The following is a 24,049-nucleotide window of genomic DNA, read 5'->3' on the forward strand; positions in this document are numbered from 1 at the left end:
TTTAGAATTCCAGGCCGCCTTCACGTGCGGCGTCGGCCAGAGCCTTGACGCGACCGTGATACTTAAAGCCAGCACGGTCGAAGGCCACCTGGGTGATGCCTGCTTCTTTAGCGCGTTCGGCAATCAGAGCACCGACCTTGGAGGCCGCGTCTGAGTTACCGGTCGCACCCTCGCGCAGTGCTTTGTCCAGCGTAGAAGCGCTGGCCAGCACCTTGCCACCATCCGGCGAGATAATCTGCGCGTAGATGTGACGCGGGGTACGGTTGACGCACAGGCGATACACGCCCAGCTCGCGGATCTTGGCGCGAGCGCGGCGGGCACGACGGAGACGAGATTCTTTCTTCGCGTTCATAACCCTGCCTTACTTCTTCTTGGCTTCTTTGCGACGCACCTGCTCGTCGGCGTAACGTACACCTTTGCCTTTGTACGGCTCAGGCGGACGGAAGGCGCGGATTTCCGCGGCGCACTGACCGAGCATCTGCTTGTCCGCGCTTTTCAGCACGATCACGGTGTTCTTCGGCGTTTCCGCTGTAACACCTTTAGGCAGTTCGTAGTCGACCGGGTGCGAGAAGCCCAGTGAAAGATTGAGCGTCTGGCCCTTAGCTTGGGCACGATAACCGACGCCAACAATTTCGAGAGTTTTTGTGAAACCCTCGGATACGCCCGTAACCAGGTTCTGAACCAGGGCGCGGGTAGTACCGGCCATTGCCCAGCTCTTGGCAGACTCACTCGGGGCGAAGGTCAGCTGGCCGTCTTCTTGACCAATCACCACGTCCTGGTGAATGGGCATAGACAGCGTGCCCTGGCCGCCTTTGGCGGTCAGCTGGCCAGCATCGATTTTGACATCAACGCCAGCAGGCACTTTAACCGGATATTTCGCTATGCGGGACATTCCAGCCTCCTAGAATACGGTGCAGATGACTTCGCCACCGACGCCAGCCTGGCGCGCGGCACGATCGGTCATGACACCATTAGAGGTGGTGACAATCGCGATACCCAGGCCATCGGCTACCTTGGGCAGGTTGTCCTTGCCCTTGTACTGACGCAGAGACGGCTTGGAAACCCGCTGAATGTGCTCGATAACCGGCTTACCCTCAAAGTACTTGAGAGTAACGGTCAGCTCGGGTTTGACGCCTTCAGCCACCGTAAAGTCGGTAATGTAGCCTTCTTCCTTTAGCACTCGGGCCACTTCGACTTTCAGTTTGGAGGACGGCATGGTAGCCGTCTCCTTGGTGGCCATCTGCGCATTGCGGATACGGGTAAACATATCCGCCAGAGTGTCTTGCATGCTCATTTAATGTGCGCTCCTGATGATTCTACGTGGCGTTACCAGCTGGACTTTTTGAGGCCAGGGACGTCGCCACGCATGGCGGCTTCACGCAGCTTGTTACGGCCGAGGCCGAACTTGTTGTAAAAGCCGTGCGGACGGCCAGTCACGCGGCAGCGGTTACGCTGACGCACCGGGCTGGAGTCGCGCGGCAGTTGCTGCAGCTTCAGCGTCGCCTCGAAACGATCTTCTTCAGAAGCGTTCACGTCCGAGATGATTTTCTTGAGCTCTGCGCGCTTAGCCGCAAACTTCTCGACTAGCTGAGTACGCTTGAGCTCACGCTCTATCATACTTTTCTTAGCCATGATCCAACCCTTATTTCTTGAACGGGAAGTTCAGTGCTGCAAGCAGCGCACGACCTTCCTCGTCGGTGTTGGCGGTAGTAGTGATAGTGACGTCCAGTCCCCGTACACGATCGACTTTATCATATTCGATCTCCGGGAAGATGATCTGCTCACGCACACCCATGGAGTAGTTGCCGCGACCGTCGAAGGACTTCGGGTTGAGACCACGGAAGTCACGCACGCGTGGGATGGCAATGTTCACCAGACGGTCCAGGAAGTCCCACATACGCTCGGAGCGCAGTGTCACTTTGATACCGATCGGCCAACCTTCGCGCACCTTGAAGCCCGCGATGGACTTGCGTGCCTTGGTCACCAGCGGCTTCTGACCGGAAAGCTTCTCCAGGTCGCCGATGGCATTGTCGATCAGCTTTTTGTCACTGACCGCTTCGCCGATACCCATGTTCAGAGTCACTTTCGTGATCCGGGGTACCTGCATTACGTTGGCGTAGCTGAACTGCTCTTTGAGTTGAGCTACCACCTCGTTTTGATAACGTTCTTTCAAGTTCGCCATTATGCTACCCGACTCGCGTTAGGCGTCGATCTGCGTCTGCGTCGACTTGTAGATACGTACCTTGGTACCGTCTTCCTTCACCTGGAAGCCGACGCGATCCGCCTTACCGGTCTCCGAATTGAAGATGGCTACGTTGGACGCGTGAATCGGAGCCTCACGCTCGACGATACCGCCCTGATTTCCCGCCATGGGATTAGGCTTGGTGTGACGCTTGATCATATTCACACCGGACACCACGAAACGGTTTTCAAGTACCCGCTTCACCGTGCCACGCTTGCCCTTATCCTTCCCGGCGATGACGATGACTTCATCGTCACGTTTGATCTTTTGCATATCCGCCTCGCTCCTTACAGCACTTCAGGCGCTAGGGAAATGATCTTCATGAACTTCTCATTACGAAGTTCACGAGTTACCGGCCCGAAGATACGCGTGCCGATCGGCTGTTCGTTGGTGTTATTCAACAAAACTGCCGCATTTCCATCGAAACGGATCAGCGAACCGTCACTACGACGGACGCCACTACGGGTACGAACGACTACTGCCTTGAGGACCTGGCCTTTTTTGACCTTGCCACGAGGAATAGCTTCTTTGACCGTTACTTTAATGACGTCACCAACGCGGGCGTAGCGACGGTGTGAACCGCCCAGCACCTTGATGCATTGCACCCGGCGCGCTCCGCTGTTGTCGGCGACATCCAGCATTGTCTGAGTCTGAATCATCGGTTTTCTCCAAACCTAATCTGACTGCACTGGTTGAACAGACGCAGGGGATTAACCCTTGGCCTGCTCGACCACCTCGACCAGCGTCCAGGCTTTCTTCTTGGAAAGCGGACGGCACTCCTGAATGGAAACCGTATCGCCTGCCTTTGCCTGGTTCGCCTCATCATGGGCGTGCAGCTTGGTGGAGCGCTTGACGTATTTTCCGTAGATCGGGTGACGCTCACGACGCTCGATCATGACGACGATGGACTTGTCCATCTTGTCGCTGACCACCTTGCCGGTCAGCGTACGTGTTTTTTTCTCTTCGGCCATCTCAATCACCTGCCTTCTCGTTGAGCACAGTCTTAACGCGGGCGATATCCCGACGGACCTGCTTGAGCAGATGAGTCTGGCTCAGTTGGCCAGTGGCCTTCTGCATGCGCAGGTTAAACTGCTCGCGGAGGAGCTCGAGGAGCTGCTCTTGGAGCTCTCCTACGGACTTTTCACGAATTTCCTGGGCTTTCATCACATCACCGTCCGTTTCGCAAAGGTGGTGGACAGGGGCATCTTCTGGGCGGCCAGTTCAAATGCTTCACGGGCCAGCTCTTCGGATACACCTTCAATTTCATACAGGACCCGACCCGGCTGGATCTGGGCTACCCAGTACTCAACTGAACCTTTACCCTTACCCATACGAACTTCGAGCGGCTTCTTGGAAATCGGCTTGTCAGGGAAAACGCGGATCCAGATTTTACCGCCACGCTTGACGTGACGTGTGATCGCACGACGGCCAGCTTCGATCTGGCGCGCAGTGATGCGGCCGCGACCGGTTGCCTTGAGGCCGTACTCCCCGAAGCTGATCTTGCTTCCGCGATGCGCCAGGCCACGGTTGCGGCCTTTCATCATCTTGCGGAATTTCATACGCTTGGGCTGTAACATCGACTCGCTCTCCCCTTACCTGGAACCTTTCTTCTTGGGCGCGTTGCCGGCAGGCTGTTGCTGTTGCTTGGCCTTGGCACGTACTTCCTCGATACCGCCGAGGATTTCACCCTTGAAGATCCACACTTTGACGCCGATGACGCCGTAGGTGGTGTGAGCTTCGTAAGTGGCGTAGTCGATGTCCGCACGCAGAGTGTGCAGCGGAACGCGACCTTCGCGGTACCATTCGGTACGTGCGATTTCGGCGCCACCCAGACGACCTGACAGCTGAATCTTGATGCCGCCAGCGCCAAGACGCATTGCGTTCTGTACCGCGCGCTTCATGGCACGACGGAACATGACGCGACGCTCAAGCTGACCTGCCACGTTGGCAGCAACCAGCTTGGCATCCAGCTCGGGCTTGCGAACTTCTTCGATGTTCACATGCACCGGAACGCCCATCATCTCGGTCAGATCACGACGCAGACGGTCGACATCTTCACCTTTCTTGCCAATCACGATACCCGGACGGGCAGTGTGAATGGTGATGCGGGCATTGTTCGCCGGACGCTCGATGTGAATGCGGCTTACGGAGGCGCTTTTCAGACGCTCGTCCAGGAAGCTGCGCACTTCGAGATCGTTGTTGAGCTTATCGGCATAGGCGCCGCGCTCGGCATACCAGACAGAAGCATGGTCTTTGACGATGCCCAGTCGAATGCCTGTTGGATTGACTTTCTGACCCATCTGGTCGACTCCTACTTCTCGGCTACCTTGACGGTGATGTGGCAGGTGCGCTTCAAGATACGATCCGCGCGGCCTTTGGCACGCGGCTTGATACGCTTGAGCGTCATGCCCTCATCGACGCAGATGGTCGAGACACGCAGCTCGTCGATATCCATGCCGTTATTTTCTTCCGCGTTTGCAATGGCGGACTGCAGCACTTTCTTGACTAGCTTGGCAGCCTTCTTCGGTGAGAAGGTCAGCAGGTCGAGTGCTTCGGCGACCGGTTTACCGCGCACCTGGTCAGCCACCAAACGGGCCTTCTGGGCGGATAAACGAGCGCCACGCAGCTTAGCTGTGACTTCCATCTCTCAATCCTCTCTGGCTTACCGTTTGGCTTTCTTGTCCGCCGCATGCCCGCGATAAGTGCGAGTGGCAGCGAATTCGCCCAGCTTGTGACCAACCATTTCCTCGGAGACGTGCACCGGGACGTGTTGGCGACCGTTATGGACAGCGATTGTGAGGCCTACCATGTTTGGCAGGATCATCGAACGACGCGACCAGGTCTTGATCGGTTTACGGTCGTTCTTCTCCACTGCAGCCTCTACCTTCTTCAAAAGATGAAGGTCAATGAAGGGACCTTTCTTTAGTGAACGTGGCACAGCCGTTACCTCTTAATGTCTTGGCAATTTAGATCAACGCGTCTTGTTACGACGACGTACGATCAGCTTGTCGGTGCGCTTGTTCTTACGCGTCTTGTGACCCTTGGTCGGCACGCCCCACGGAGTTACGGGGTGACGGCCACCGCTGGTGCGGCCTTCGCCACCACCGTGCGGGTGATCCACAGGGTTCATCGCGACGCCGCGAACTGTCGGACGCACGCCTCTCCAGCGCTTCGCACCGGCCTTGCCAAGTTGACGCAGGCTGTGCTCGGAGTTGCTCACTTCGCCCAGGGTCGCGCGGCACTCGGCCAGGACCTTGCGCATTTCGCCAGAGCGAAGACGCAGGGTGGCGTAGTTACCTTCACGAGCAACCAGCTGAGCGCTAGTACCGGCACTGCGAGCAATCTGCGCGCCTTTACCCGGCTTCAGTTCGATACCGTGAACGGTAGAACCGAGCGGGATGTTACGCAGCGGCAAGGCATTGCCTTTCTTGATGGGCGCGTTGACACCAGATTCCAGCACGTCACCGGCGCTGACGCCTTTCGGTGCAATGATGTAACGACGCTCGCCATCGGCATATTTCAGCAGTGCAATGTGCGCACTGCGGTTCGGGTCGTGCTCCAGACGCTCAACGGTGGCCGGAATGCCATCCTTGGTGCGCTTGAAGTCGATCAACCGATAGTGATGACGGTGACCACCGCCCACGTGGCGGGTGGTGATGCGACCGTAGTTGTTACGGCCACCGGACTTGGACTGTTTTTCCAAAAGCGGTGCATAAGCACGGCCCTTGTACAGTTCCTCACCAACGATCTTGACGACGTGGCGACGACCGGCGGATGTGGGTTTGGTCTTGACGATTGCCATTATCCGTACTCCTGCCCTTATTCGGCGCCAGAGAAGTCTTCGAGTGTTTCACCCGCAGCCAGGGTCACATACGCCTTGCGGTAACCCTTACGCAGGCCAACGCCGTGAGCAGTACGCTTGGTTTTACCCTTGACGTTCAGTACCTGAACGCCACCGACCTTCTTGCCGAACAGTGCTTCAACGGCTTTCTTGATCTCGGGCTTGGTAGCATCGGGTGCCACCTTGAAAACGTACTGGTTGCGCTCGGCTGCCATCGCGGCCTTTTCGGTCACGTGCGGTCCAAGCAGAACCTTGAATACGCGTTCCTGGTTCATGCCAGCTTCTCCTCGAATTTACGCAGGGCGGAGACGGTGACCAGGACCTTGTCAAAGGCAACCAGGCTCACCGGATCAGCTGCAGCGACATCCACCACGTCAACGTGGGGAAGGTTGCGTGCGGCCAGATAGAGCGTTTCGTCGACTTCTTCAGTGACGATCAACACTTTCTCAAGGTTGAGCTCTTTCAGCTTGGCAGCTACCTGCTTGGTCTTCGGCGCTTCTACGCTGAACTCTTCAATCGCGACCAGGCGCTCTTGACGGACCAGCTCAGACAGGATGGAGCGCATCGCCGCGCGGTACATCTTGCGGTTTACTTTCTGGGTGTAGTCCTGAGGACGCGCCGCGAAAGTAACACCACCACTGCGCCACAGCGGAGAGCGGATAGTACCAGCGCGTGCACGACCGGTACCCTTCTGACGCCACGGCTTCTTACCACCGCCACGCACGTCGGAACGGCTCTTTTGAGCGCGTGTACCCTGACGACCAGCTGCCAGATAGGCAGTGACGACCTGATGCACCAGCGCTTCGTTGAATTCTTTGCCAAAAGTGGCGTCGGCTACTTCAACGGTACCCGTGCCTGCAGCAAGATTCAGATTCATTGGTAATTATCCCCTTCAGCCAGCTTTCACGGCGCTGCGAACGATAACGTTGCTACCGGTCGCTCCCGGTACAGCGCCCTTGATCAGCAGCAGGTTACGCTCGGCGTCGACACGGACGATTTCAAGGCTCTGTACGGTGCAACGGGTGTTACCCATTTGACCGGCCATTTTCTTGCCCTTGAATACGCGACCAGGTGTCTGACACATGCCGATAGAACCCGGCGCACGATGCGACAGGGAGTTACCATGGCTGTTGTCTTGGGTACGGAAGTTCCAGCGCTTAACAGCACCCTGGAAGCCTTTACCCTTAGAGGTGCCGGTCACGTCGATCTTTTGACCAGCTTCGAAGAGGGATACGGTGAGTTCGCCACCCACTTCAGGAGCTTCTTCGCCTTCTGCAAGGCGGAATTCCATCAGCGAACGACCAGCCTCGACACCCGCCTTGGCAAACTGACCCGCTTGCGCTTTGGTGAGGTGCTTGGCTTTACGAGAACCAGTAGTGACCTGAACCGCTGCGTAGCCGTCAGACTCAAGCGTCTTGACGCGCGTTACACGGTTAGGATCAACTTCAATAACGGTCACGGGCACGGATGCGCCGTCTTCGGTAAAGACGCGGGTCATCCCGGCCTTGATACCGACTAAACCGATAGTCATGCTCAGTCTCCTATAGTGTACGGGGCTATCACCCGCTATGGCTGCCCTTTCCAGAGCATTCCACTAGCACATTGTGTGGCGCCTCACGGCGCGGCGGCTGCTGCTCTCGACAGATGGCGATGAGCGCTGGGCCGCAAAGTGTCTAGTGTATTAGTCGAGCTTGATTTGCACGTCTACGCCAGCGGCGAGGTCGAGCTTCATCAGCGCATCAACGGTTTTCTCGGTCGGCTCAACGATGTCGAGCACACGCTTGTGAGTGCGAATCTCATACTGATCGCGCGCGTCCTTGTTGACGTGCGGAGAAATCAGGATGGTATAGCGCTCGCGGTTGGTCGGCAGCGGGATCGGACCACGAACCTGAGCACCAGTACGCTTAGCGGTTTCAACGATTTCCGCAGTGGACTGATCGATCAGGCGATGGTCGAACGCTTTCAACCGAATGCGAATCTTTTGGTTCTGCATTTGCCCTAAACTCCAATGGATGTCGACGGCGCGAGCCGTCTACCCACGCATTCAAAGGATGCGCATTATAGGCACGCCAATCGGCCATGTCAAACATTTGCGATTGGTGCGCAGAAAAGGGGGCTCTTGCGAGCCCCCTTGCATCATCAAGCCAACAGCTTACTTGACGATCTTGGCTACGACGCCAGCACCTACGGTACGGCCACCTTCGCGGATAGCGAAGCGCAGACCTTCGTCCATGGCGATCGGAGCGATCAGGGTGATAACCATTTTGATGTTATCGCCCGGCATTACCATTTCAACGCCTTCCGGCAGTTCACAAGTACCAGTTACGTCAGTGGTACGGAAGTAGAACTGGGGACGGTAGCCCTTGAAGAAAGGCGTGTGACGACCACCTTCTTCTTTGGACAGTACGTATACTTCGGCTTCGAACGTGGTGTGCGGGTTGATGGTGCCCGGCTTGGCCAGAACCTGGCCACGCTCGACGTCATCACGCTTGGTACCACGCAGCAGCGCGCCAACGTTCTCACCTGCACGACCTTCGTCGAGCAGCTTACGGAACATTTCAACGCCAGTAACGGTAGTTTTGGTGGTGTCGCGGATACCCACGATTTCCACTTCTTCACCGGCTTTAACGATACCGCGCTCTACACGACCGGTAACAACAGTACCACGGCCAGAGATAGAGAATACGTCTTCGATCGGCATCAGGAACGGCTGGTCGATAGCACGCTCCGGCTCAGGGATGTAGTCATCCAGAGCTTTGATCAGGTTGGTAACGGCGGTGGTACCCATGCCGTTCTCGTCTTCACCGTTCAGAGCCATCAGCGCAGAACCAGTGATGATCGGCGTGTCGTCACCCGGGAAGTCGTACTCGTTCAGAAGTTCACGAACTTCCATTTCGACCAGCTCGAGCAGCTCTTCGTCATCGACCATGTCCGCTTTGTTCAGGAACACAACGATGAACGGAACGCCAACCTGACGAGACAGCAGGATGTGCTCGCGAGTCTGCGGCATGGGGCCGTCAGCGGCAGAACATACCAGGATAGCGCCGTCCATCTGAGCAGCACCAGTGATCATGTTCTTGACGTAGTCAGCGTGCCCCGGGCAGTCAACGTGCGCGTAGTGACGCTGCTCGGACTGGTACTCAACGTGAGAAGTCGCGATGGTGATACCACGCTCACGCTCTTCCGGTGCGTTATCGATAGTATCGAATGCACGCCAGTCGCCGCCGAAAACCTCAGCAGACACGCGGGTCAGGGCCGCTGTCAGAGTCGTTTTACCGTGGTCGACGTGACCGATGGTGCCGACGTTGACGTGCGGTTTGGAACGTTCAAATTTTTCCTTAGCCACTGCTATAACCTCTTTACGTTAGCTAACGGTTAACCGTTTTGGTTGATGACGGCTTCAACGACGCTGGAGGGCGCCTCCTCGTACTTCGCGAACTCCATAGAGTAGCTCGCACGGCCCTGGGTCTGTGAGCGCAGATCGGTTGCGTAACCGAACATCTCACCCAGTGGCACCGTTGCACGAATGACTTTACCAGAGGAAGAGTCATCCATGCCCTGCACCAGGCCGCGACGACGGTTCAGGTCGCCCATGACGTCACCCATAAAATCTTCGGGGGTCACGACTTCGACCTTCATCACCGGCTCCAGCAGCACGGCCTTGGCCTTCCGGGCACCTTCTTTCACTGCCATGGAAGAAGCAATCTTGAACGCAGTCTCGTTCGAGTCCACGTCATGGTAGGAACCATCAAACAGCGTGACTTTGACGTCGATCATCGGGTAACCCGCGATGACACCGTTTTTCAGCTGCTCGAAAGCACCCTTTTCAACCGCAGGGACGTATTCCTTGGGAACCACACCACCCACGATTTCAGAGTTGAACTTGAAGAAGATTTCTTCTTCGCCTTCACCCTTCTCTTCTGCAGTCAGCGGCTCGATGCGCAGCCAGACGTGACCGAACTGACCACGACCACCAGACTGACGAACGAACTTGCCTTCCTGCTCGACGCTGCCGCGAATGGTTTCGCGGTAGGCGACCTGCGGCTTACCGATATTGGCTTCTACCTTGAACTCGCGACGCATACGGTCAACGATGATGTCCAGGTGCAGCTCACCCATACCGGAGATGATGGTCTGACCGGTCTCTTCGTCGGTCTTGACCTGGAAGGAAGGATCTTCCTGGGCCAGCTTGCCCAGTGCGATACCCATCTTTTCCTGGTCCGCCTTGGACTTCGGCTCGACGGCAACGGAAATAACCGGCTCCGGGAACTCCATGCGCTCGAGAACGATCTTGTTGTCGATATCGCACAGTGTGTCACCGGTGGTGACATCTTTCAGGCCGATACAGGCCGCGATATCGCCCGCGAGTACTTCCTTGATCTCTTCACGCGAATTGGCGTGCATCTGAACGATACGACCAACGCGCTCTTTCTTCTGCTTGACGGAGTTGTAGACGCCATCACCAGACTTCAGAACGCCCGAGTAGACGCGAATGAAGGTCAGGGTACCTACGAAGGGGTCGGTAGCAATCTTGAACGCCAGAGCGGCGAACGGAGCGCTGTCGTCGGCAACACGAGTGGCAATGGTGCCATCCTTGTCGTCAAGCTCACCTTCGATCGCCTTGACTTCTGTCGGCGAAGGCATGTACTCGATAACACCATCCAGAACCGCCTGAACACCTTTGTTCTTGAACGCAGAACCACAGGTGACCAGAACGATTTCGTTGGCCAGTGTACGAGCACGCAGACCTGCCTTGATTTCAGCGACGCTCAGCTCGCCTTCTTCAAGGTACTTGTCCATCAGCTCTTCGGACGCTTCGGCAGCGGCTTCGACCATCTGCTCGCGGTACTCTTCAGCGGTCTCTTGCAGCTCCGCAGGAATGTCCACCAGCTCGAACTTCATGCCCAGGCTTTCTTCGTCCCACAAGATAGCCTTCATCTCGATCAGGTCGATAACGCCCTTGAAGTCTTCTTCCGTGCCCCAGTTGATCTGGATCGGCACAGCGTTGGCACCCAGACGCTCTTTCAGCTGGTTGACAACCATGAAGAAGTCAGCGCCGGTACGGTCCATCTTGTTGACGAACACCATGCGCGGAACTTCGTATTTGTTGGCCTGACGCCATACGGTTTCGGTCTGCGGCTGAACGCCGGAGGAACCGCACAGCACAACGACCGCACCATCGAGAACACGCAGCGAACGCTCGACTTCAATGGTGAAGTCAACGTGCCCAGGGGTATCGATGATGTTGATACGGTGCTCGTCGAACTGCTGAGCCATACCCCGCCAAAAAGTGGTTACTGCAGCAGAGGTGATAGTGATCCCACGCTCTTGCTCCTGCTCCATCCAGTCAGTTGTAGACGCACCCTCATGCGTCTCACCCAACTTGTGGTTCAGACCCGTATAGAACAGTACGCGCTCGGTTGTTGTGGTTTTACCCGCATCAACGTGCGCCACGATACCGATATTACGATAGCGATTCAGTGGAGTCTTGCGTGCCACGGTGAAACTCCCGTTAGTTGGTGATGCTCGTTAATCCAGCGGTGCCATTTCTGCTTATGCTACCGCCGCCATCGACAACGATAGCGGCGGCGTGTTGCAACATGACGATAAAACCCTTTAACGCACTGCAACCGACAGAAAAAGACACGAGCCCAGAAACGTCGAGCTTAGAAACGATAGTGAGAGAAGGCCTTGTTGGCTTCTGCCATACGGTGCACGTCTTCACGCTTCTTGACAGCAGAGCCCTTGCCTTCAGCGGCATCCAGCATTTCACCTGCCAGGCGCTGAACCATCGTTTTCTCACCGCGACGACGCGCAGCGTCTACCAGCCAGCGCATTGCCAGCGCTTGGCGGCGTGACGGACGAACTTCAACCGGCACCTGATAAGTAGCACCACCCACGCGGCGCGACTTTACTTCGACCATCGGCTGGATGGTTTCCAGCGCCTTGTCGAAGATTTCCAGCGGCTCTTCTTTACTACGCTCGGCAACCTTGTCCAACGCACCATAGACGATGCGCTCAGCTACGGACTTCTTGCCGCTGACCATCAGGTGGTTCATGAACTTCGCCAGACGCTCACTTCCGAACTTGGGATCCGGCAGGATTTCGCGCTTAGCTACAACTCTTCTTCTAGGCATGATAAGCCCTCAATTAAGGATCCTTCAGGTAAACCCGGAACCTGTTTGCGCCTTTGGCGCCGCCCGACCTTACTCTTATCAGACCATCATATTCGGTTAAAAGGTAACACCGCAGCGCTCCATGAGGCTGCGTTCAGCGCCTTAGGACTTCGGACGCTTGGTACCGTACTTGGAACGACCCTGCTTACGGTTCTGTACGCCAGAGGTGTCAAGGGCGCCACGAACGGTGTGATAACGCACACCTGGCAAATCCTTTACACGACCGCCGCGAATCAGAACAACAGAGTGCTCCTGGAGGTTGTGACCTTCACCACCGATGTAAGAAGAGACTTCGAAACCGTTGGTCAGGCGCACACGGCAAACCTTACGCAGGGCCGAGTTCGGCTTCTTGGGGGTGGTGGTGTAAACGCGCGTACAAACGCCGCGCTTTTGCGGGCATGCCTGAAGCGCAGGCACGTCACTCTTGGTGACGGGGCGCTTGCGCGGCTTGCGCACTAGCTGATTAATCGTTGCCATGGTGTTTAGCTGACTCCAATGGTTGCCTTGGCCTATTAACAAATGCAAGCAGCGGATGCGGGCGCACCCACCCCACTGTTAAAGGCTGCGCATTCTAAAGGCTGACCCTGCCTGGCGTCAAGCCCTGGCGGTGGTTTACCACCAGGTTCTGCCATTCAGGGCCAGCCGCTCTTGGCTGCTCTTGGCCTGTCCTGGGTTACAGATCGTCGTCTGAATCCAGGGCGGTCAACTGAGCACCCAGCTCCTGCTCAACCTCGGTAGCCGAGGGGTTGAACAGACGCTCTACGTCTTCGCGCTTGCGACGACGCTCTGCGTGGTGAGTCAGACCGGTACCTGCCGGAATCAGACGTCCAACTACCACGTTTTCTTTCAGGCCACGCAGGTAATCGCGCTTGCCGGTTACCGCCGCTTCGGTCAATACACGGGTCGTTTCCTGGAACGACGCCGCCGAAATGAACGATTCGGTGGCCAAGCTGGCCTTGGTGATCCCCAGCAGCAAGCGTTGGTACTTGGCCGGGAACTTGCCTTCTTTCTCCAGACGCTCGTTCTGCTCCAGCACGCGCACCAGTTCTGCCTGGTCGCCGGTGATGAAGTCAGAGTCGCCGGAATCGGTGATCTCTACCTTGCGCAGCATCTGACGCACGATAACTTCGATGTGCTTGTCGTTGATGCCTACGCCTTGCAGACGGTATACGTCCTGTACTTCGGCAGTGATGTACTTGGCCAGCTCCGCCACACCCAGCAGGCGCAGGATGTCGTGCGGGTTGCTCGGGCCATCGGAAATCACTTCGCCCTTCTCGACCGTCTCGCCTTCGAAGACGGCGATTTGACGCCATTTCGGAATCAGCGCTTCGAACGGATCGCCAGATTCCGGGGTGATCGTCAGACGACGCTTGCCCTTGGTCTCTTTACCGAAGCTCACCACACCGCTGATTTCCGCCAGGATGGCCGACTCTTTCGGCTTACGCGCTTCGAACAGGTCGGCTACGCGCGGCAGACCACCGGTGATGTCCTTGTTACCCGAGGCTTCTACCGGGATACGGGCAACGACTTCACCCACACCGATGGTCGAGCCGTCGTCCACGGAGATGATCGAGTTGCCGGGCAGCAGGTACTGTACCGGCGTGTTGGAACCGGACACGGACACGTACTCGCCTGCGGCGTCCTGCAGCATCACCATCGGGCGCTTGTCGCGGCCGGCCATCGGGCGGGCGGCCGACTCGATGACCTCGATGGAGGAGAGACCGGTCATTTCATCGACGCTGCGGTGCATGGTGACACCTTCGTCGAGATCGATGAACTGGGCCTTACCTTCCACTTCCGCAATGATCGGATGGGTGTGCGGGTCCCACTTGGCCACGACCGTGCCAGCGTCGACGACGTCACCGTCGCGAACCGACAGCTCGGCACCGTAAGGCAGTTTGTAGTACTCACGCTCACGACCATGATCGTCGGCGACGGCCAGGGCGCTTGAACGAGACACCACCACCAGTTTGCCGTCGGCACGCTCAACGTGCTTGATGTTGTGCAGGCGTACTTTACCGCCGTGCTTCACCTGTACGCTGTCGACCGCCGAAGAACGCGATGCCGCACCACCGATGTGGAACGTACGCATGGTCAGCTGGGTACCCGGCTCACCGATGGACTGGGCAGCGATGACACCCACCGACTCACCGATGTTGACCTGATGGCCACGCGCCAAGTCACGACCGTAGCAGGACGAACAAACGCCGTGCGCGGTGTCACAGGTGATGGTGGAGCGCACGATGATCTCGTCCACACCCATGGTGTCCAGCGACGCACACCACTTCTCGTCGAGCAGCGTGTTGCGCGGGATCAGTACTTCTTCGGTGCTCGGATCGATGACGTCCTGCGCCACCACTCGGCCCAGTACACGCTGTGACAGCGGTACGATGATGTCGCCACCCTCGATAATCGGGTGCAGCGTCAGACCGTTCTCGGTGCCACAGTCGATTTCGGTGATCACCAGATCCTGGGCCACGTCGACCAGACGGCGAGTCAGGTAACCGGAGTTGGCCGTTTTCAGGGCCGTATCCGCCAGACCTTTACGCGCACCGTGGGTCGAGATGAAGTACTGCAGTACGTTCAGACCTTCACGGAAGTTGGCCACGATGGGGGTTTCGATGATCGAGCCATCCGGCTTGGCCATCAGGCCACGCATACCCGCCAGCTGACGGATCTGGGCGGCGCTACCACGGGCACCGGAATCGGCCATGATGAAGACGCTGTTGAAGGAGTCCTGCTCCACTTCATTGCCTTCACGGTCGACGACGGTCTCCTTGGAGATACCTACCATCATCGCCTTGGCCACCTTGTCGTTGGCCTTGGACCAGATGTCGATAACCTTGTTGTATTTCTCGCCTGCGGTCACCAGACCGGACGAGAACTGGTCTTCGATCTCTTTGACTTCGGCTTCGGCCGCTTCGACGATATCGGTCTTGGCGTCGGGAATGACGAAGTCATTGACACCGATCGAGGCGCCGGACCAGGTCGCCAGACGGAAGCCGGTGTACATCAGCTGGTCAGCGAAGATGACCGTGGGCTTGAGGCCCGCGCGACGATACACCTCGTTGATCAGGCTGGAGATCGCCTTCTTCTTCATCGGCTGATCGATCAGCGCGAACGGTACGCCTTCCGGCAGAATGCGGAACAGCAGGGCACGACCCACGGTGGTGTCGTACAGGCGACGATGCTCGGAGCGCTCGCCGGTCTCTTCGTCGACGTCCACTTCATCCAGGCGCACTTTGACGCGGGCATGCAGCGAGACGGACTGAGTACCGAAGGCACGCTCTACCTCGTTGAGGTCGGAGAACACCATGCCTTCGCCCTTGGCGTTGATCTTTTCGCGGGTCATGTAGTACAGACCCAGAACAACGTCCTGCGACGGCACGATGATCGGCTCGCCGTTGGCAGGCGACAGCACGTTGTTGGTGGCCATCATCAGCGCACGCGCTTCGAGCTGGGCTTCCAGGGTCAGCGGTACGTGGACCGCCATCTGGTCACCGTCGAAGTCGGCGTTGTAAGCCGCACAGACGAGCGGGTGCAGCTGGATCGCCTTGCCTTCGATCAGCAGCGGTTCGAACGCTTGGATACCCAGACGGTGCAGGGTCGGTGCACGGTTGAGCAGTACCGGGTGTTCGCGGATGACGTCGGCCAGAATATCCCACACTTCCGGCAGTTCACGCTCGACCATCTTCTTCGCGGCTTTGATCGTGGACGCATGGCCCAGCGACTGCAGCTTGGAGTAGATGAACGGCTTGAACAGCTCGAGGGCCATCTTCTTCGGCAGACCACACTGGTGCAGACGCAGGGTCGGGCCCACGGTGATGACCGAACGGCCGGAGTAGTCGACACGCTTACCCAGAAGGTTCTGACGGAAACGGCCCTGCTTACCCTTGATCATGTCGGCAAGGGATTTCAGCGGACGCTTGTTGGAGCCAGTGATGGCACGGCCGCGACGGCCGTTGTCCAGCAGCGCATCCACCGCTTCCTGCAGCATACGCTTCTCGTTGCGTACGATGATGTCCGGCGCATTGAGGTCCAGCAGACGCTTCAGGCGGTTGTTACGGTTGATCACACGACGGTAGAGGTCGTTGAGATCGGAGGTCGCGAAGCGGCCACCGTCCAGCGGTACCAGCGGTCGCAGATCCGGCGGCAGCACGGGCAGCACTTCCATGACCATCCACGCCGGCGCATTGCCGGAGTGGTAGAACGCTTCGAGCAGCTTCAGGCGCTTGGAGAGCTTCTTGATCTTGGTTTCAGAGTTGGTCTGCGGAATTTCTTCGCGCAGCGTGTTGATCTCTTCTTCCAGATCAATGTCCTTGAGCAGTTCCTGAACGGCTTCGGCACCCATGCGGGCGTCGAAGTCATCGCCGAACTCTTCCAGGGCTTCGAAGTACTGCTCGTCGTTGAGCAGCTGACCACGCTCCAGCGTGGTCATGCCCGGGTCGATGACCACGAAGCTTTCGAAATAGAGCACGCGCTCGATATCACGCAGGGTCATATCGAGGAACATGCCGATACGCGACGGCAGTGATTTCAAAAACCAGATGTGAGCGACCGGCGAGGCCAGCTCGATGTGGCCCATGCGCTCACGGCGCACGGCCGCCTTGGTGACTTCGACGCCACACTTCTCACAAATGATGCCACGGTGCTTCATGCGCTTGTACTTGCCGCACAGACACTCGTAGTCCTTGACCGGGCCAAAAATCTTGGCGCAGAACAGACCATCCCGTTCCGGCTTGAAGGTACGGTAGTTGATGGTCTCGGGCTTCTTCACCTCGCCAAACGACCAGGAGCGAATCATGTCCGGCGACGCGAGGGTAATCTTGATCGCGTCGAACTCTTCGGACTGAGACTGCGATTTGAGTACTTTCACCAAATCTTTCATATGACGGCTCCTAGCTCTCTAACTCGATATCGATGCCCAGCGAGCGGATTTCCTTCACGAGTACGTTGAAGGATTCCGGCATGCCTGCCTGCATGGTGTGGTCGCCATCCACGATGTTCTTGTACATCTTGGTGCGGCCTTCGACGTCGTCCGACTTGACGGTGAGCATCTCTTGTAGCGTGTACGCAGCGCCGTAGGCTTCCAACGCCCACACTTCCATCTCACCGAAGCGCTGACCACCGAACTGTGCCTTACCACCCAAGGGCTGCTGAGTCACCAGCGAGTAAGAACCGGTAGAACGCGCGTGCATCTTGTCGTCTACCAAGTGGTTGAGCTTCAGCATGTACATGTAGCCAACGGTGACCGGGCGGTCGAAGGCATCGCCGGTACGACCATCGTACAGCGCCATCTGACCGGATTCCGGAATGTCTGCCAGCTTCAGCAGGTGCTTGATCTCGTGCTCTTTGGCACCGTCAAACACCGGCGTGGCCATGGGCACACCGCCTTTGAGGTTTTTCGCCAGCGCGATGATTTCCTCGTCGGTCAGCGAATCGATGTCCTCCATGCGGGTGCCAGGCGTGTTGTAGACCTGCCCCAGGAAGTCACGAATTTCCGCAACCTGCTGGCCACGCGCATCACGCAGCATGGCCTCGATCTTGACGCCCAGGCCACGTGCCGCCATGCCCAGGTGGGTTTCCAGGATCTGACCGACGTTCATGCGCGACGGTACACCCAGCGGGTTCAGTACCACGTCCACCGGCTCGCCCTTCTCGTCGAACGGCATGTCTTCGATGGGCATGATCGCAGAGATAACACCCTTGTTACCGTGACGACCGGCCATCTTGTCGCCTGGCTGGATGCGACGCTTGACCGCCATGTAGACCTTGACGATTTTCAGCACGCCCGGCGCGAGGTCGTCGCCCTGGGTCAGCTTGCGTTTCTTGTCTTCGAAACGCTCGTCCATCTCTTTACGGCGGTTTTCGAGCTGCTCATCGGCCTGGGCCAGCAGTTCGTTGTAGGCTTCGTCCTGCATGCGCAGCTTGAACCACTGCTGACGGGGCAGTTCGTCCAGGTACGTCTCGCTCAGCACGTCGCCTTTTTTCAGGTTCGGGCCACCGTTGACGGCCTGACCTTCCAGGGTGCGTTTCAGACGCTCGAACGTCGCGTCTTCGGCGATCCGGTAGGTCTCCTGCAGGTCCTTGCGTACTTCGTCCAGCTGCATCTGCTCGATGGACAGGGCACGGGAGTCCTTCTCGACGCCGTCACGGGTGAACACCTGAACGTCGATGACCGTACCCTTCATGCCGGTGGGGGCGCGCAGGGAGGTGTCTTTCACGTCAGAGGCTTTCTCACCGAAGATGGCGCGCAGCAGCTTCTCTTCCGGTGTCAGCTGGGTTTCACCTTTCGGCGTTACCTTACCCACCAGAATGTCGCCGGGGCCGACTTCGGCACCGATGTACACAACGCCCGCTTCGTCCAGCTTGCCCAGCGCCGATTCACCGACGTTGGGGATATCGGAAGTGATCTCTTCCGGCCCCAGCTTGGTGTCACGCGACACACAGGTCAGTTCCTGAATGTGAATCGTGGTGAAGCGATCTTCCTGAACGACACGCTCGGAGAGCAGGATGGAGTCTTCGAAGTTGTAACCGTTCCAGGGCATGAACGCGATGCGCATGTTCTGGCCCAGGGCCAGATCACCCATGTCGACAGACGGACCGTCGGCCAGAATATCGCCGCGTGCCACGCTGTCGCCAGGCCGCACGATGGGGCGCTGGTTCATACAGGTGTTCTGGTTGGAGCGGGTGTACTTGGTCAGGTTGTAGATGTCGACGCCGGCTTCACCGCCGATGATTTCATCTTCGTTGACCCGCACCACCACACGACGCGCATCCACGGAGTCGATGACACCGCCACGGCGCGCCACGGCACAAACGCCGGAGTCACGGGCAACGAAACGCTCCATGCCGGTACCGACCAGCGGCTTGTCGGCACGCAGGGTCGGAACGGCCTGACGCTGCATGTTCGCACCCATCAAGGCGCGGTTGGCGTCATCGTGCTCCAGGAACGGGATCAGGGCCGCTGCGACCGATACAACCTGACGCGGAGACACGTCCATCAGCGTCACTTGCTCAGGACGCATGAAGGTGGTTTCGCCGCGGTGGCGTACCTGCACCAGGTCATCGATCAGCTTGCCGGACTCGTCTACCGCCGCCGACGCCTGGGCGATAACGAAGTCGCCCTCCTCGATCGCCGACAGGTGAACGATGTCGTCGGTGACCTGACAGGCATTCACTTTGCGGTACGGCGTTTCCAGGAAGCCATAGCTGTTGGTATGGCTGTAGGTGGCCAGCGAGTTGATCAGACCGATGTTCGGGCCTTCCGGCGTTTCGATCGGGCACAGACGACCGTAGTGCGTGGCGTGTACGTCACGTACTTCGAAGCCTGCACGCTCACGGGTCAGACCGCCCGGGCCGAGTGCCGATACACGACGCTTGTGAGTCACCTCGGAAAGCGGGTTGTTCTGGTCCATGAACTGGGACAGCTGGCTGGAACCGAAGAACTCTTTAACCGCCGCCGCCACGGGCTTGGCGTTGATCAAGTCCTGGGGCATCAAGCCTTCGCTCTCCGCCATGGACAGACGCTCTTTCACCGCACGCTCGACGCGCACCAGACCTACACGGAACTGGTTCTCGGCCATTTCGCCAACGCAGCGGATACGACGGTTGCCCAGGTGGTCGATATCGTCGACGTCACCAAAACCGTTACGGATGTTGATCAGCTCGCGCAGCACATCGAGGATGTCCTTGCGGTCCAATACACCGGAGCCCACGTCGGAGTCACGACGCAGACGACGGTTGAACTTCATCCGGCCCACGCCCGACAGGTCGTAGCGGTCTTCGGTGAAGAACAGGTTGTGGAACAGCGTTTCGGCGGCTTCCTTGGTGGGCGGCTCGCCAGGACGCATCATGCGGTAGATTTCGACCAGCGCTTCCAGCTGCGAGCTGGTGGTGTCCAGCTTCAGGGTGTCGGAAACGAAGGAACCGCAGTCCAGGTCATTGGTGTAGAGCGTTTCGATCAGGGTAATGCCGCCCTGAGCCATGCGCTCCAGCACTTCTGGGGTAATTTCGGTGTTGCACGGGCAGATCAGCTCGCCCGTTTTGGTGTCGATCTGATCTTTGGCCAGCGTCTTGCCGAACAAGTACTCCATCGGCACTTCCAGACGCTCCAGACCCGCTTTTTCCAACTGGCGGATGTGCTTCTGGGTGATCCGACGGCCTTCTTCGACGATCAGCTCACCATCGGCATCCTTGATGTCGAAGGTGGCGGTTTCACCGCGCAGGCGCGAAGGAACCAGCTCCACGGAGAAGCCAGACTTTTCGATATGGAAGGTACTGGTTTCGAAGAACTCGTCGAGGATCTCTTCGGTGCTCATGCCCAGCGCGCGCATCAGCACGGAAGCCGGCAGCTTGCGACGACGGTCGATACGCACGAAGACGTTGTCTTTCGGGTCGAACTCGAAGTCGAGCCATGAGCCACGGTAAGGAATCACGCGAGCAGAGTAGAGCAGCTTGCCGGAAGAGTGGCTCTTGCCCTTGTCATGATCGAAGAACACACCGGGTGAGCGGTGGAGCTGGGAAACGATTACCCGCTCGGTACCGTTGATGACGAAGGTACCGTTCTCGGTCATCAGGGGGATTTCCCCCATGTAGACTTCCTGCTCTTTGATATCCTTGATAGCCTTGTTCGAGGAGTCGCGATCATAGATGATCAAGCGAACCTTGACGCGCAGCGGGGCGGAGTAGGTCACGCCACGCAGCTGACACTCCTTCACATCGAACGCCGGCGTACCGAAGCGATAGCTGACATATTCCAGCGCGGCGTTACCCGAGAAGCTCTCGATCGGGAACACGGACTTGAATGCCGCGTGCAGACCCACTTCGTGCCGCTCATCAGGCGAACGATCCTGCTGGAGAAAGTCGTAGTAGGAATCAAGCTGGATGGCCAGCAAGTAAGGCACATCCATCACTTGGGGCAGTTTGCCGAAATCCTTGCGGATGCGTTTTTTCTCAGTATATGAGTAAGCCATCTGTATTCCCCAGCTTGTTCACCATGGGTGACCGATGCGTGGTCATCTGCCCGCGGGCGTTTCAGACGCAGACAGCAAGCTCCTCAATCGGTAGCTCGCCGTCAAAAATCTTGATAGATAACAGTGTTACGGTAGTGCTGTCCGCGCTTCGTTGTTGCCTGCCGACACGCTCACGCTTTACAACTGACGCATTACAACAACGTACGCTTCACAACAACGGTCCTGCTATTGTGCTGCTTTTTACCGCAGCGGCTCTGTCGTTTCGCTGCACGGCAGCATATTACAACAGAAAAAGGCCGGCAGCGGGATAGCCCGCCGCCAGCCGTGGAAGCTTACGCAGCGCGTAAAGCCATCAGCACAAGGATTACTTGAGCTCGACGGTTGCGCCAGCTTCTTCCAGCTTCTTCTTGGCAGCTTCAGCGTCGTCCTTGGACATCGCTTCTTTGATGGTCGCCGGAGCGCCGTCAACAGCGCCTTTGGCTTCTTTCAGGCCAAGACCGGTGATTTCACGAACGGCTTTGATGACGTTAACTTTCTTGTCACCAGCAGACGCCAGTACCAGGTCGAATTCGGTCTGCTCTTCAGCAGCTTCGCCAGCAGCAGCCGGACCAGCCATAACGGCTGCGGCAGCAGAAACGCCGAATTTCTCTTCCATCGCTTCGATCAGCTCGACAACTTCCATTACGGACATGTCGGCTACAGCATTGATGATATCGTCTTTGGTCAGTGCCATTGTTTCATTCCTAACTTTGCGGGAGTCTCGGTCGACCGAGAACTCAGGGTTCATTGCTTGGTTCAGGCAACGCTACAACACGATCGTTCACGCCGCCTGCAAGAAACGCTGCTTAGGCAGCTTCGGCTTCTTGCTTCTGGTCGCGCAGGGCGGCCAGGGTACGAACCAGCTTGCCAGCGGAGGCTTCTTTCATGACCGACATCAACTTGGCAATTGCCTCGTCGTAAGTCGGCAGGGTTGCCAGACGATCGATGTCAGCAGCCGGAATCAGCTCACCTTCGTAGGCCAACGCTTTGACTTCGAAGTTCTTCTCATCTTTGGCGAAATCCTTGAACAGACGAGCGGCAGCGCCCGGATGCTCAGTGGAGAAAGCCAGCAGAGTAGGACCAACGAAGCTCTCGTTCAGACACTCCCACTGGGTGCCTTCGAGTGCGCGGCGAGCCAGCGTGTTACGAACAACACGCAGCTCTACACCATTCTCACGCGCCTGCTTGCGCAGATCGGTCATTTTACCGACCGTGACGCCGCGAGAATCGGCAACTACGACGGAGAGTGCGCCCTTGGCCGCTTCACTGACCTCGGCAACAATCGCTTTCTTGCCTTCAAGTGCTAGTGGCACAGTGATCACTCCTTCGTGCCGAAACCCGTCAAGGTTCCGGAGGTTACCATCTCTTCCAGGCCCAACAGCGGCACAGGAAGCCTTAGGGGATGGTGCTCACCAGAAAGCGGTTGCTAAAAGCGTTAACCAACTGGCGGCCACACCATCTGCGCAGGCGCTTTAGGGCGATTAAGCCGCCACTTCAGAAAAGCGGCGGCACCTGCGGTCTTTGACGGTGCCTCATCTGGCATAAAGCTCAGCGAGGGACCGCAAAGTTCTTGCTCGGTTCCAGCCACCGGCAACACGAGATTTCGCTCGTGCCGCCAGCGGGACTATCCTCGACTCGCTTAAACCAGCGAGGAGTGGTCGATAGTCAAACCCGGGCCCATGGTAGTGGACAGGGTGAATTTCTTGAAGTAGATGCCTTTGGAAGAGCTCGGCTTGAGCTTCTTCAGGTCAGCTACCAGTGCTTCCAGGTTACCCTGAACAGCGGTCGCGTCAAAATCGACCTTACCCAGCGTAGTATGGATGATGCCGTTCTTGTCGGTACGGAAACGCACCTGACCCGCTTTGGCATTCTTGACCGCAGTGGCCACATCAGGCGTCACGGTACCGACCTTCGGGTTCGGCATCAGGCCGCGCGGACCGAGGATCTGGCCCAGCTGACCGACAACGCGCATGGCATCCGGAGAAGCGATGACGACGTCGAAATCCATCACGCCTTTCTTGACCTGCTCGGCCAGCTCTTCCATGCCCACGATGTCAGCGCCGGCTTCTTTAGCCGCATCGGCGTTGGCACCCTGAGTGAACACAGCCACGCGAACGTCTTTACCGGTGCCGTTAGGCATGACGGTAGCGCCACGAACGACCTGGTCGGATTTACGCGGATCAACACCCAGGTTGATCGCAACGTCCAGAGACTCTTTGAACTTCACGGTTGACAGCTCAGCAAGCAGGGCAACGGCTTCTTCCAGAGAGTAAGCCTTGTTGCTGTCTACTTTCTCGCGAATCATCTTGGCGCGCTTGGACAGTTTAGCCATGATTAGAGACCCTCCACGTTTAAGCCCATGCTGCGAGCGCTACCAGCGATGGTACGCACTGCGGCTTCAAGATCAGCAGCCGTCATGTCAGGCTCTTTGGTCTTGGCGATCTCTTCCAGCTGCGCACGTGTCACGGTGCCAACCTTCTTCTTGTTCGGCTCACCAGAACCGGACTTGATGCCCGCTGCTTTTTTCAGCAGTACGGCAGCAGGCGGTGTCTTGGTGACGAACGTGAAGCTACGGTCTGAGTAGACGGTAATTACGACAGGCGTCGGCAGGCCCGGCTCAACTTCTTGAGTCGCGGCGTTGAACGCCTTACAGAATTCCATGATGTTCACGCCGTGCTGACCCAGCGCGGGGCCTACGGGCGGACTCGGGTTGGCTTTACCTGCAGCAACCTGCAGTTTGATGTAAGCCTGTACTTTCTTGGCCATGATAATTACT

At 57.7% G+C, this 24,049-nt stretch carries 28 protein-coding genes; all 28 read right to left on the bottom strand.

Annotation, left to right across the window (positions count from 1 at the left end; genetic code table 11):
• Position 1: 1 nt before the first annotated feature.
• Positions 2–352 (bottom strand): 50S ribosomal protein L18, encoded by a 351-nt coding sequence (gene rplR / locus IE061_RS08475; protein ID WP_008959159.1) that lies wholly within the window; start codon positions 350–352, stop codon positions 2–4.
• 9 nt (positions 353–361) lie between these two features.
• The gene (gene rplF / locus IE061_RS08480) at positions 362–892 is read right to left on the bottom strand and encodes a 50S ribosomal protein L6 (RefSeq protein WP_016915784.1); all 531 of its coding nucleotides are present in this window, start codon (positions 890–892) and stop codon (positions 362–364) included.
• Between the two features lie 9 nt (positions 893–901).
• Complete coding sequence (gene rpsH, locus IE061_RS08485) at positions 902–1,294, bottom strand: 30S ribosomal protein S8 (protein WP_009723892.1); 393 nt, start codon at positions 1,292–1,294, stop codon at positions 902–904.
• A gap of 32 nt (positions 1,295–1,326) precedes the next feature.
• Entirely contained in the window at positions 1,327–1,632 is a 306-nt protein-coding gene (gene rpsN, locus IE061_RS08490) for a 30S ribosomal protein S14 (protein WP_026001935.1), read from the bottom strand.
• A 10-nt stretch (positions 1,633–1,642) separates the two neighbouring features.
• On the bottom strand, positions 1,643–2,182 hold the full coding sequence (gene rplE, locus IE061_RS08495; RefSeq protein WP_016915781.1) for a 50S ribosomal protein L5: 540 nt from the start codon (positions 2,180–2,182) through the stop codon (positions 1,643–1,645).
• Between the two features lie 18 nt (positions 2,183–2,200).
• Positions 2,201–2,515, bottom strand: a complete 315-nt coding sequence (gene rplX / locus IE061_RS08500; protein ID WP_009723895.1) for a 50S ribosomal protein L24 — start codon at positions 2,513–2,515, stop codon at positions 2,201–2,203.
• Positions 2,516–2,529: 14 nt separating this feature from the next.
• A complete protein-coding gene (gene rplN, locus IE061_RS08505; RefSeq protein WP_009723896.1) occupies positions 2,530–2,901 on the bottom strand; it encodes a 50S ribosomal protein L14 in 372 nt (123 codons plus the stop codon).
• 51 nt (positions 2,902–2,952) lie between these two features.
• The gene (gene rpsQ, locus IE061_RS08510) at positions 2,953–3,213 is read right to left on the bottom strand and encodes a 30S ribosomal protein S17 (protein ID WP_009723897.1); all 261 of its coding nucleotides are present in this window, start codon (positions 3,211–3,213) and stop codon (positions 2,953–2,955) included.
• Position 3,214: 1 nt separating this feature from the next.
• Positions 3,215–3,406: a 50S ribosomal protein L29 gene (rpmC, locus tag IE061_RS08515; RefSeq protein ID WP_016915779.1), complete on the bottom strand. Its 192-nt coding sequence runs from the start codon at positions 3,404–3,406 to the stop codon at positions 3,215–3,217.
• Positions 3,406–3,819: a 50S ribosomal protein L16 gene (gene rplP / locus IE061_RS08520; RefSeq protein ID WP_007112000.1), complete on the bottom strand. Its 414-nt coding sequence runs from the start codon at positions 3,817–3,819 to the stop codon at positions 3,406–3,408. Before rplP ends, rpmC begins: the two co-directional genes overlap by 1 nt.
• A gap of 15 nt (positions 3,820–3,834) precedes the next feature.
• On the bottom strand, positions 3,835–4,542 hold the full coding sequence (gene rpsC, locus IE061_RS08525) for a 30S ribosomal protein S3 (RefSeq protein ID WP_016915778.1): 708 nt from the start codon (positions 4,540–4,542) through the stop codon (positions 3,835–3,837).
• 11 nt (positions 4,543–4,553) lie between these two features.
• Complete coding sequence (gene rplV / locus IE061_RS08530; protein ID WP_010626471.1) at positions 4,554–4,886, bottom strand: 50S ribosomal protein L22; 333 nt, start codon at positions 4,884–4,886, stop codon at positions 4,554–4,556.
• Between the two features lie 18 nt (positions 4,887–4,904).
• On the bottom strand, positions 4,905–5,180 hold the full coding sequence (rpsS, locus tag IE061_RS08535) for a 30S ribosomal protein S19 (RefSeq protein ID WP_009098993.1): 276 nt from the start codon (positions 5,178–5,180) through the stop codon (positions 4,905–4,907).
• Positions 5,181–5,213: 33 nt separating this feature from the next.
• Complete coding sequence (gene rplB / locus IE061_RS08540) at positions 5,214–6,044, bottom strand: 50S ribosomal protein L2 (RefSeq protein ID WP_016915777.1); 831 nt, start codon at positions 6,042–6,044, stop codon at positions 5,214–5,216.
• A gap of 17 nt (positions 6,045–6,061) precedes the next feature.
• Positions 6,062–6,358, bottom strand: coding sequence for a 50S ribosomal protein L23 (gene rplW / locus IE061_RS08545; protein WP_016915776.1), 297 nt, complete (start codon positions 6,356–6,358; stop codon positions 6,062–6,064).
• Complete coding sequence (gene rplD / locus IE061_RS08550; RefSeq protein ID WP_096921646.1) at positions 6,355–6,960, bottom strand: 50S ribosomal protein L4; 606 nt, start codon at positions 6,958–6,960, stop codon at positions 6,355–6,357. The genes rplW and rplD overlap by 4 nt, the downstream gene beginning before the upstream one ends.
• A gap of 15 nt (positions 6,961–6,975) precedes the next feature.
• Positions 6,976–7,614 carry a 50S ribosomal protein L3 gene (gene rplC, locus IE061_RS08555; protein WP_016915774.1) on the bottom strand — a complete coding sequence of 213 codons (639 nt, stop codon included), beginning with the start codon at positions 7,612–7,614 and terminating at the stop codon, positions 6,976–6,978.
• A 150-nt stretch (positions 7,615–7,764) separates the two neighbouring features.
• Positions 7,765–8,076, bottom strand: coding sequence for a 30S ribosomal protein S10 (rpsJ, locus tag IE061_RS08560; RefSeq protein ID WP_009098983.1), 312 nt, complete (start codon positions 8,074–8,076; stop codon positions 7,765–7,767).
• Between the two features lie 159 nt (positions 8,077–8,235).
• A complete protein-coding gene (gene tuf / locus IE061_RS08565; RefSeq protein ID WP_039180669.1) occupies positions 8,236–9,429 on the bottom strand; it encodes an elongation factor Tu in 1,194 nt (397 codons plus the stop codon).
• A gap of 29 nt (positions 9,430–9,458) precedes the next feature.
• On the bottom strand, positions 9,459–11,582 hold the full coding sequence (fusA, locus tag IE061_RS08570) for an elongation factor G (RefSeq protein WP_193461405.1): 2,124 nt from the start codon (positions 11,580–11,582) through the stop codon (positions 9,459–9,461).
• Positions 11,583–11,749: 167 nt separating this feature from the next.
• The gene (gene rpsG / locus IE061_RS08575; protein ID WP_016915771.1) at positions 11,750–12,220 is read right to left on the bottom strand and encodes a 30S ribosomal protein S7; all 471 of its coding nucleotides are present in this window, start codon (positions 12,218–12,220) and stop codon (positions 11,750–11,752) included.
• Positions 12,221–12,361: 141 nt separating this feature from the next.
• Complete coding sequence (gene rpsL, locus IE061_RS08580) at positions 12,362–12,736, bottom strand: 30S ribosomal protein S12 (RefSeq protein WP_009098973.1); 375 nt, start codon at positions 12,734–12,736, stop codon at positions 12,362–12,364.
• A 196-nt stretch (positions 12,737–12,932) separates the two neighbouring features.
• The gene (gene rpoC / locus IE061_RS08585) at positions 12,933–17,147 is read right to left on the bottom strand and encodes a DNA-directed RNA polymerase subunit beta' (RefSeq protein ID WP_193461406.1); all 4,215 of its coding nucleotides are present in this window, start codon (positions 17,145–17,147) and stop codon (positions 12,933–12,935) included.
• 10 nt (positions 17,148–17,157) lie between these two features.
• A complete protein-coding gene (gene rpoB / locus IE061_RS08590) occupies positions 17,158–21,234 on the bottom strand; it encodes a DNA-directed RNA polymerase subunit beta (RefSeq protein WP_039180679.1) in 4,077 nt (1,358 codons plus the stop codon).
• Positions 21,235–21,598: 364 nt separating this feature from the next.
• Positions 21,599–21,967, bottom strand: a complete 369-nt coding sequence (gene rplL, locus IE061_RS08595; RefSeq protein ID WP_016915768.1) for a 50S ribosomal protein L7/L12 — start codon at positions 21,965–21,967, stop codon at positions 21,599–21,601.
• Positions 21,968–22,079: 112 nt separating this feature from the next.
• Complete coding sequence (gene rplJ / locus IE061_RS08600; RefSeq protein WP_172515217.1) at positions 22,080–22,586, bottom strand: 50S ribosomal protein L10; 507 nt, start codon at positions 22,584–22,586, stop codon at positions 22,080–22,082.
• Positions 22,587–22,912: 326 nt separating this feature from the next.
• Entirely contained in the window at positions 22,913–23,605 is a 693-nt protein-coding gene (gene rplA, locus IE061_RS08605; RefSeq protein WP_193461407.1) for a 50S ribosomal protein L1, read from the bottom strand.
• Positions 23,606–23,607: 2 nt separating this feature from the next.
• Positions 23,608–24,039: a 50S ribosomal protein L11 gene (gene rplK, locus IE061_RS08610; RefSeq protein ID WP_081139235.1), complete on the bottom strand. Its 432-nt coding sequence runs from the start codon at positions 24,037–24,039 to the stop codon at positions 23,608–23,610.
• Between the last annotated feature and the right edge of the window lie 10 nt (positions 24,040–24,049).

This window comes from Vreelandella hamiltonii (assembly GCF_014651795.1).
GTDB classification, from domain to species: domain Bacteria; phylum Pseudomonadota; class Gammaproteobacteria; order Pseudomonadales; family Halomonadaceae; genus Vreelandella; species Vreelandella hamiltonii.

Excerpts from the sequence above, each read along its gene's own strand:
- rplF (WP_016915784.1), bottom strand. The coding sequence starts at position 892 with ATGTCCCGCATAGCGAAATATCCGGTTAAAGTGCCTGCTGGCGTTGAT.
- rpsH (WP_009723892.1), bottom strand. The coding sequence starts at position 1,294 with ATGAGCATGCAAGACACTCTGGCGGATATGTTTACCCGTATCCGCAAT.
- rplA (WP_193461407.1), bottom strand. The coding sequence starts at position 23,605 with ATGGCTAAACTGTCCAAGCGCGCCAAGATGATTCGCGAGAAAGTAGAC.
- rplC (WP_016915774.1), bottom strand. The coding sequence starts at position 7,614 with ATGACTATCGGTTTAGTCGGTATCAAGGCCGGGATGACCCGCGTCTTT.
- rplW (WP_016915776.1), bottom strand. The coding sequence starts at position 6,358 with ATGAACCAGGAACGCGTATTCAAGGTTCTGCTTGGACCGCACGTGACC.
- rplN (WP_009723896.1), bottom strand. The coding sequence starts at position 2,901 with ATGATTCAGACTCAGACAATGCTGGATGTCGCCGACAACAGCGGAGCG.
- rpsQ (WP_009723897.1), bottom strand. The coding sequence starts at position 3,213 with ATGGCCGAAGAGAAAAAAACACGTACGCTGACCGGCAAGGTGGTCAGC.
- rpoB (WP_039180679.1), bottom strand. The coding sequence starts at position 21,234 with ATGGCTTACTCATATACTGAGAAAAAACGCATCCGCAAGGATTTCGGC.
- rplE (WP_016915781.1), bottom strand. The coding sequence starts at position 2,182 with ATGGCGAACTTGAAAGAACGTTATCAAAACGAGGTGGTAGCTCAACTC.
- rpsJ (WP_009098983.1), bottom strand. The coding sequence starts at position 8,076 with ATGCAGAACCAAAAGATTCGCATTCGGTTGAAAGCGTTCGACCATCGC.
- rpsC (WP_016915778.1), bottom strand. The coding sequence starts at position 4,542 with ATGGGTCAGAAAGTCAATCCAACAGGCATTCGACTGGGCATCGTCAAA.
- rplL (WP_016915768.1), bottom strand. The coding sequence starts at position 21,967 with ATGGCACTGACCAAAGACGATATCATCAATGCTGTAGCCGACATGTCC.
- rpmC (WP_016915779.1), bottom strand. The coding sequence starts at position 3,406 with ATGAAAGCCCAGGAAATTCGTGAAAAGTCCGTAGGAGAGCTCCAAGAG.
- rpsG (WP_016915771.1), bottom strand. The coding sequence starts at position 12,220 with ATGCCTAGAAGAAGAGTTGTAGCTAAGCGCGAAATCCTGCCGGATCCC.
- rpsL (WP_009098973.1), bottom strand. The coding sequence starts at position 12,736 with ATGGCAACGATTAATCAGCTAGTGCGCAAGCCGCGCAAGCGCCCCGTC.
- rpoC (WP_193461406.1), bottom strand. The coding sequence starts at position 17,147 with ATGAAAGATTTGGTGAAAGTACTCAAATCGCAGTCTCAGTCCGAAGAG.
- rpsN (WP_026001935.1), bottom strand. The coding sequence starts at position 1,632 with ATGGCTAAGAAAAGTATGATAGAGCGTGAGCTCAAGCGTACTCAGCTA.
- rplK (WP_081139235.1), bottom strand. The coding sequence starts at position 24,039 with ATGGCCAAGAAAGTACAGGCTTACATCAAACTGCAGGTTGCTGCAGGT.
- rplD (WP_096921646.1), bottom strand. The coding sequence starts at position 6,960 with ATGAATCTGAATCTTGCTGCAGGCACGGGTACCGTTGAAGTAGCCGAC.
- rplB (WP_016915777.1), bottom strand. The coding sequence starts at position 6,044 with ATGGCAATCGTCAAGACCAAACCCACATCCGCCGGTCGTCGCCACGTC.
- rplV (WP_010626471.1), bottom strand. The coding sequence starts at position 4,886 with ATGGAAGTCACAGCTAAGCTGCGTGGCGCTCGTTTATCCGCCCAGAAG.
- rplR (WP_008959159.1), bottom strand. The coding sequence starts at position 352 with ATGAACGCGAAGAAAGAATCTCGTCTCCGTCGTGCCCGCCGCGCTCGC.
- rplP (WP_007112000.1), bottom strand. The coding sequence starts at position 3,819 with ATGTTACAGCCCAAGCGTATGAAATTCCGCAAGATGATGAAAGGCCGC.
- rplX (WP_009723895.1), bottom strand. The coding sequence starts at position 2,515 with ATGCAAAAGATCAAACGTGACGATGAAGTCATCGTCATCGCCGGGAAG.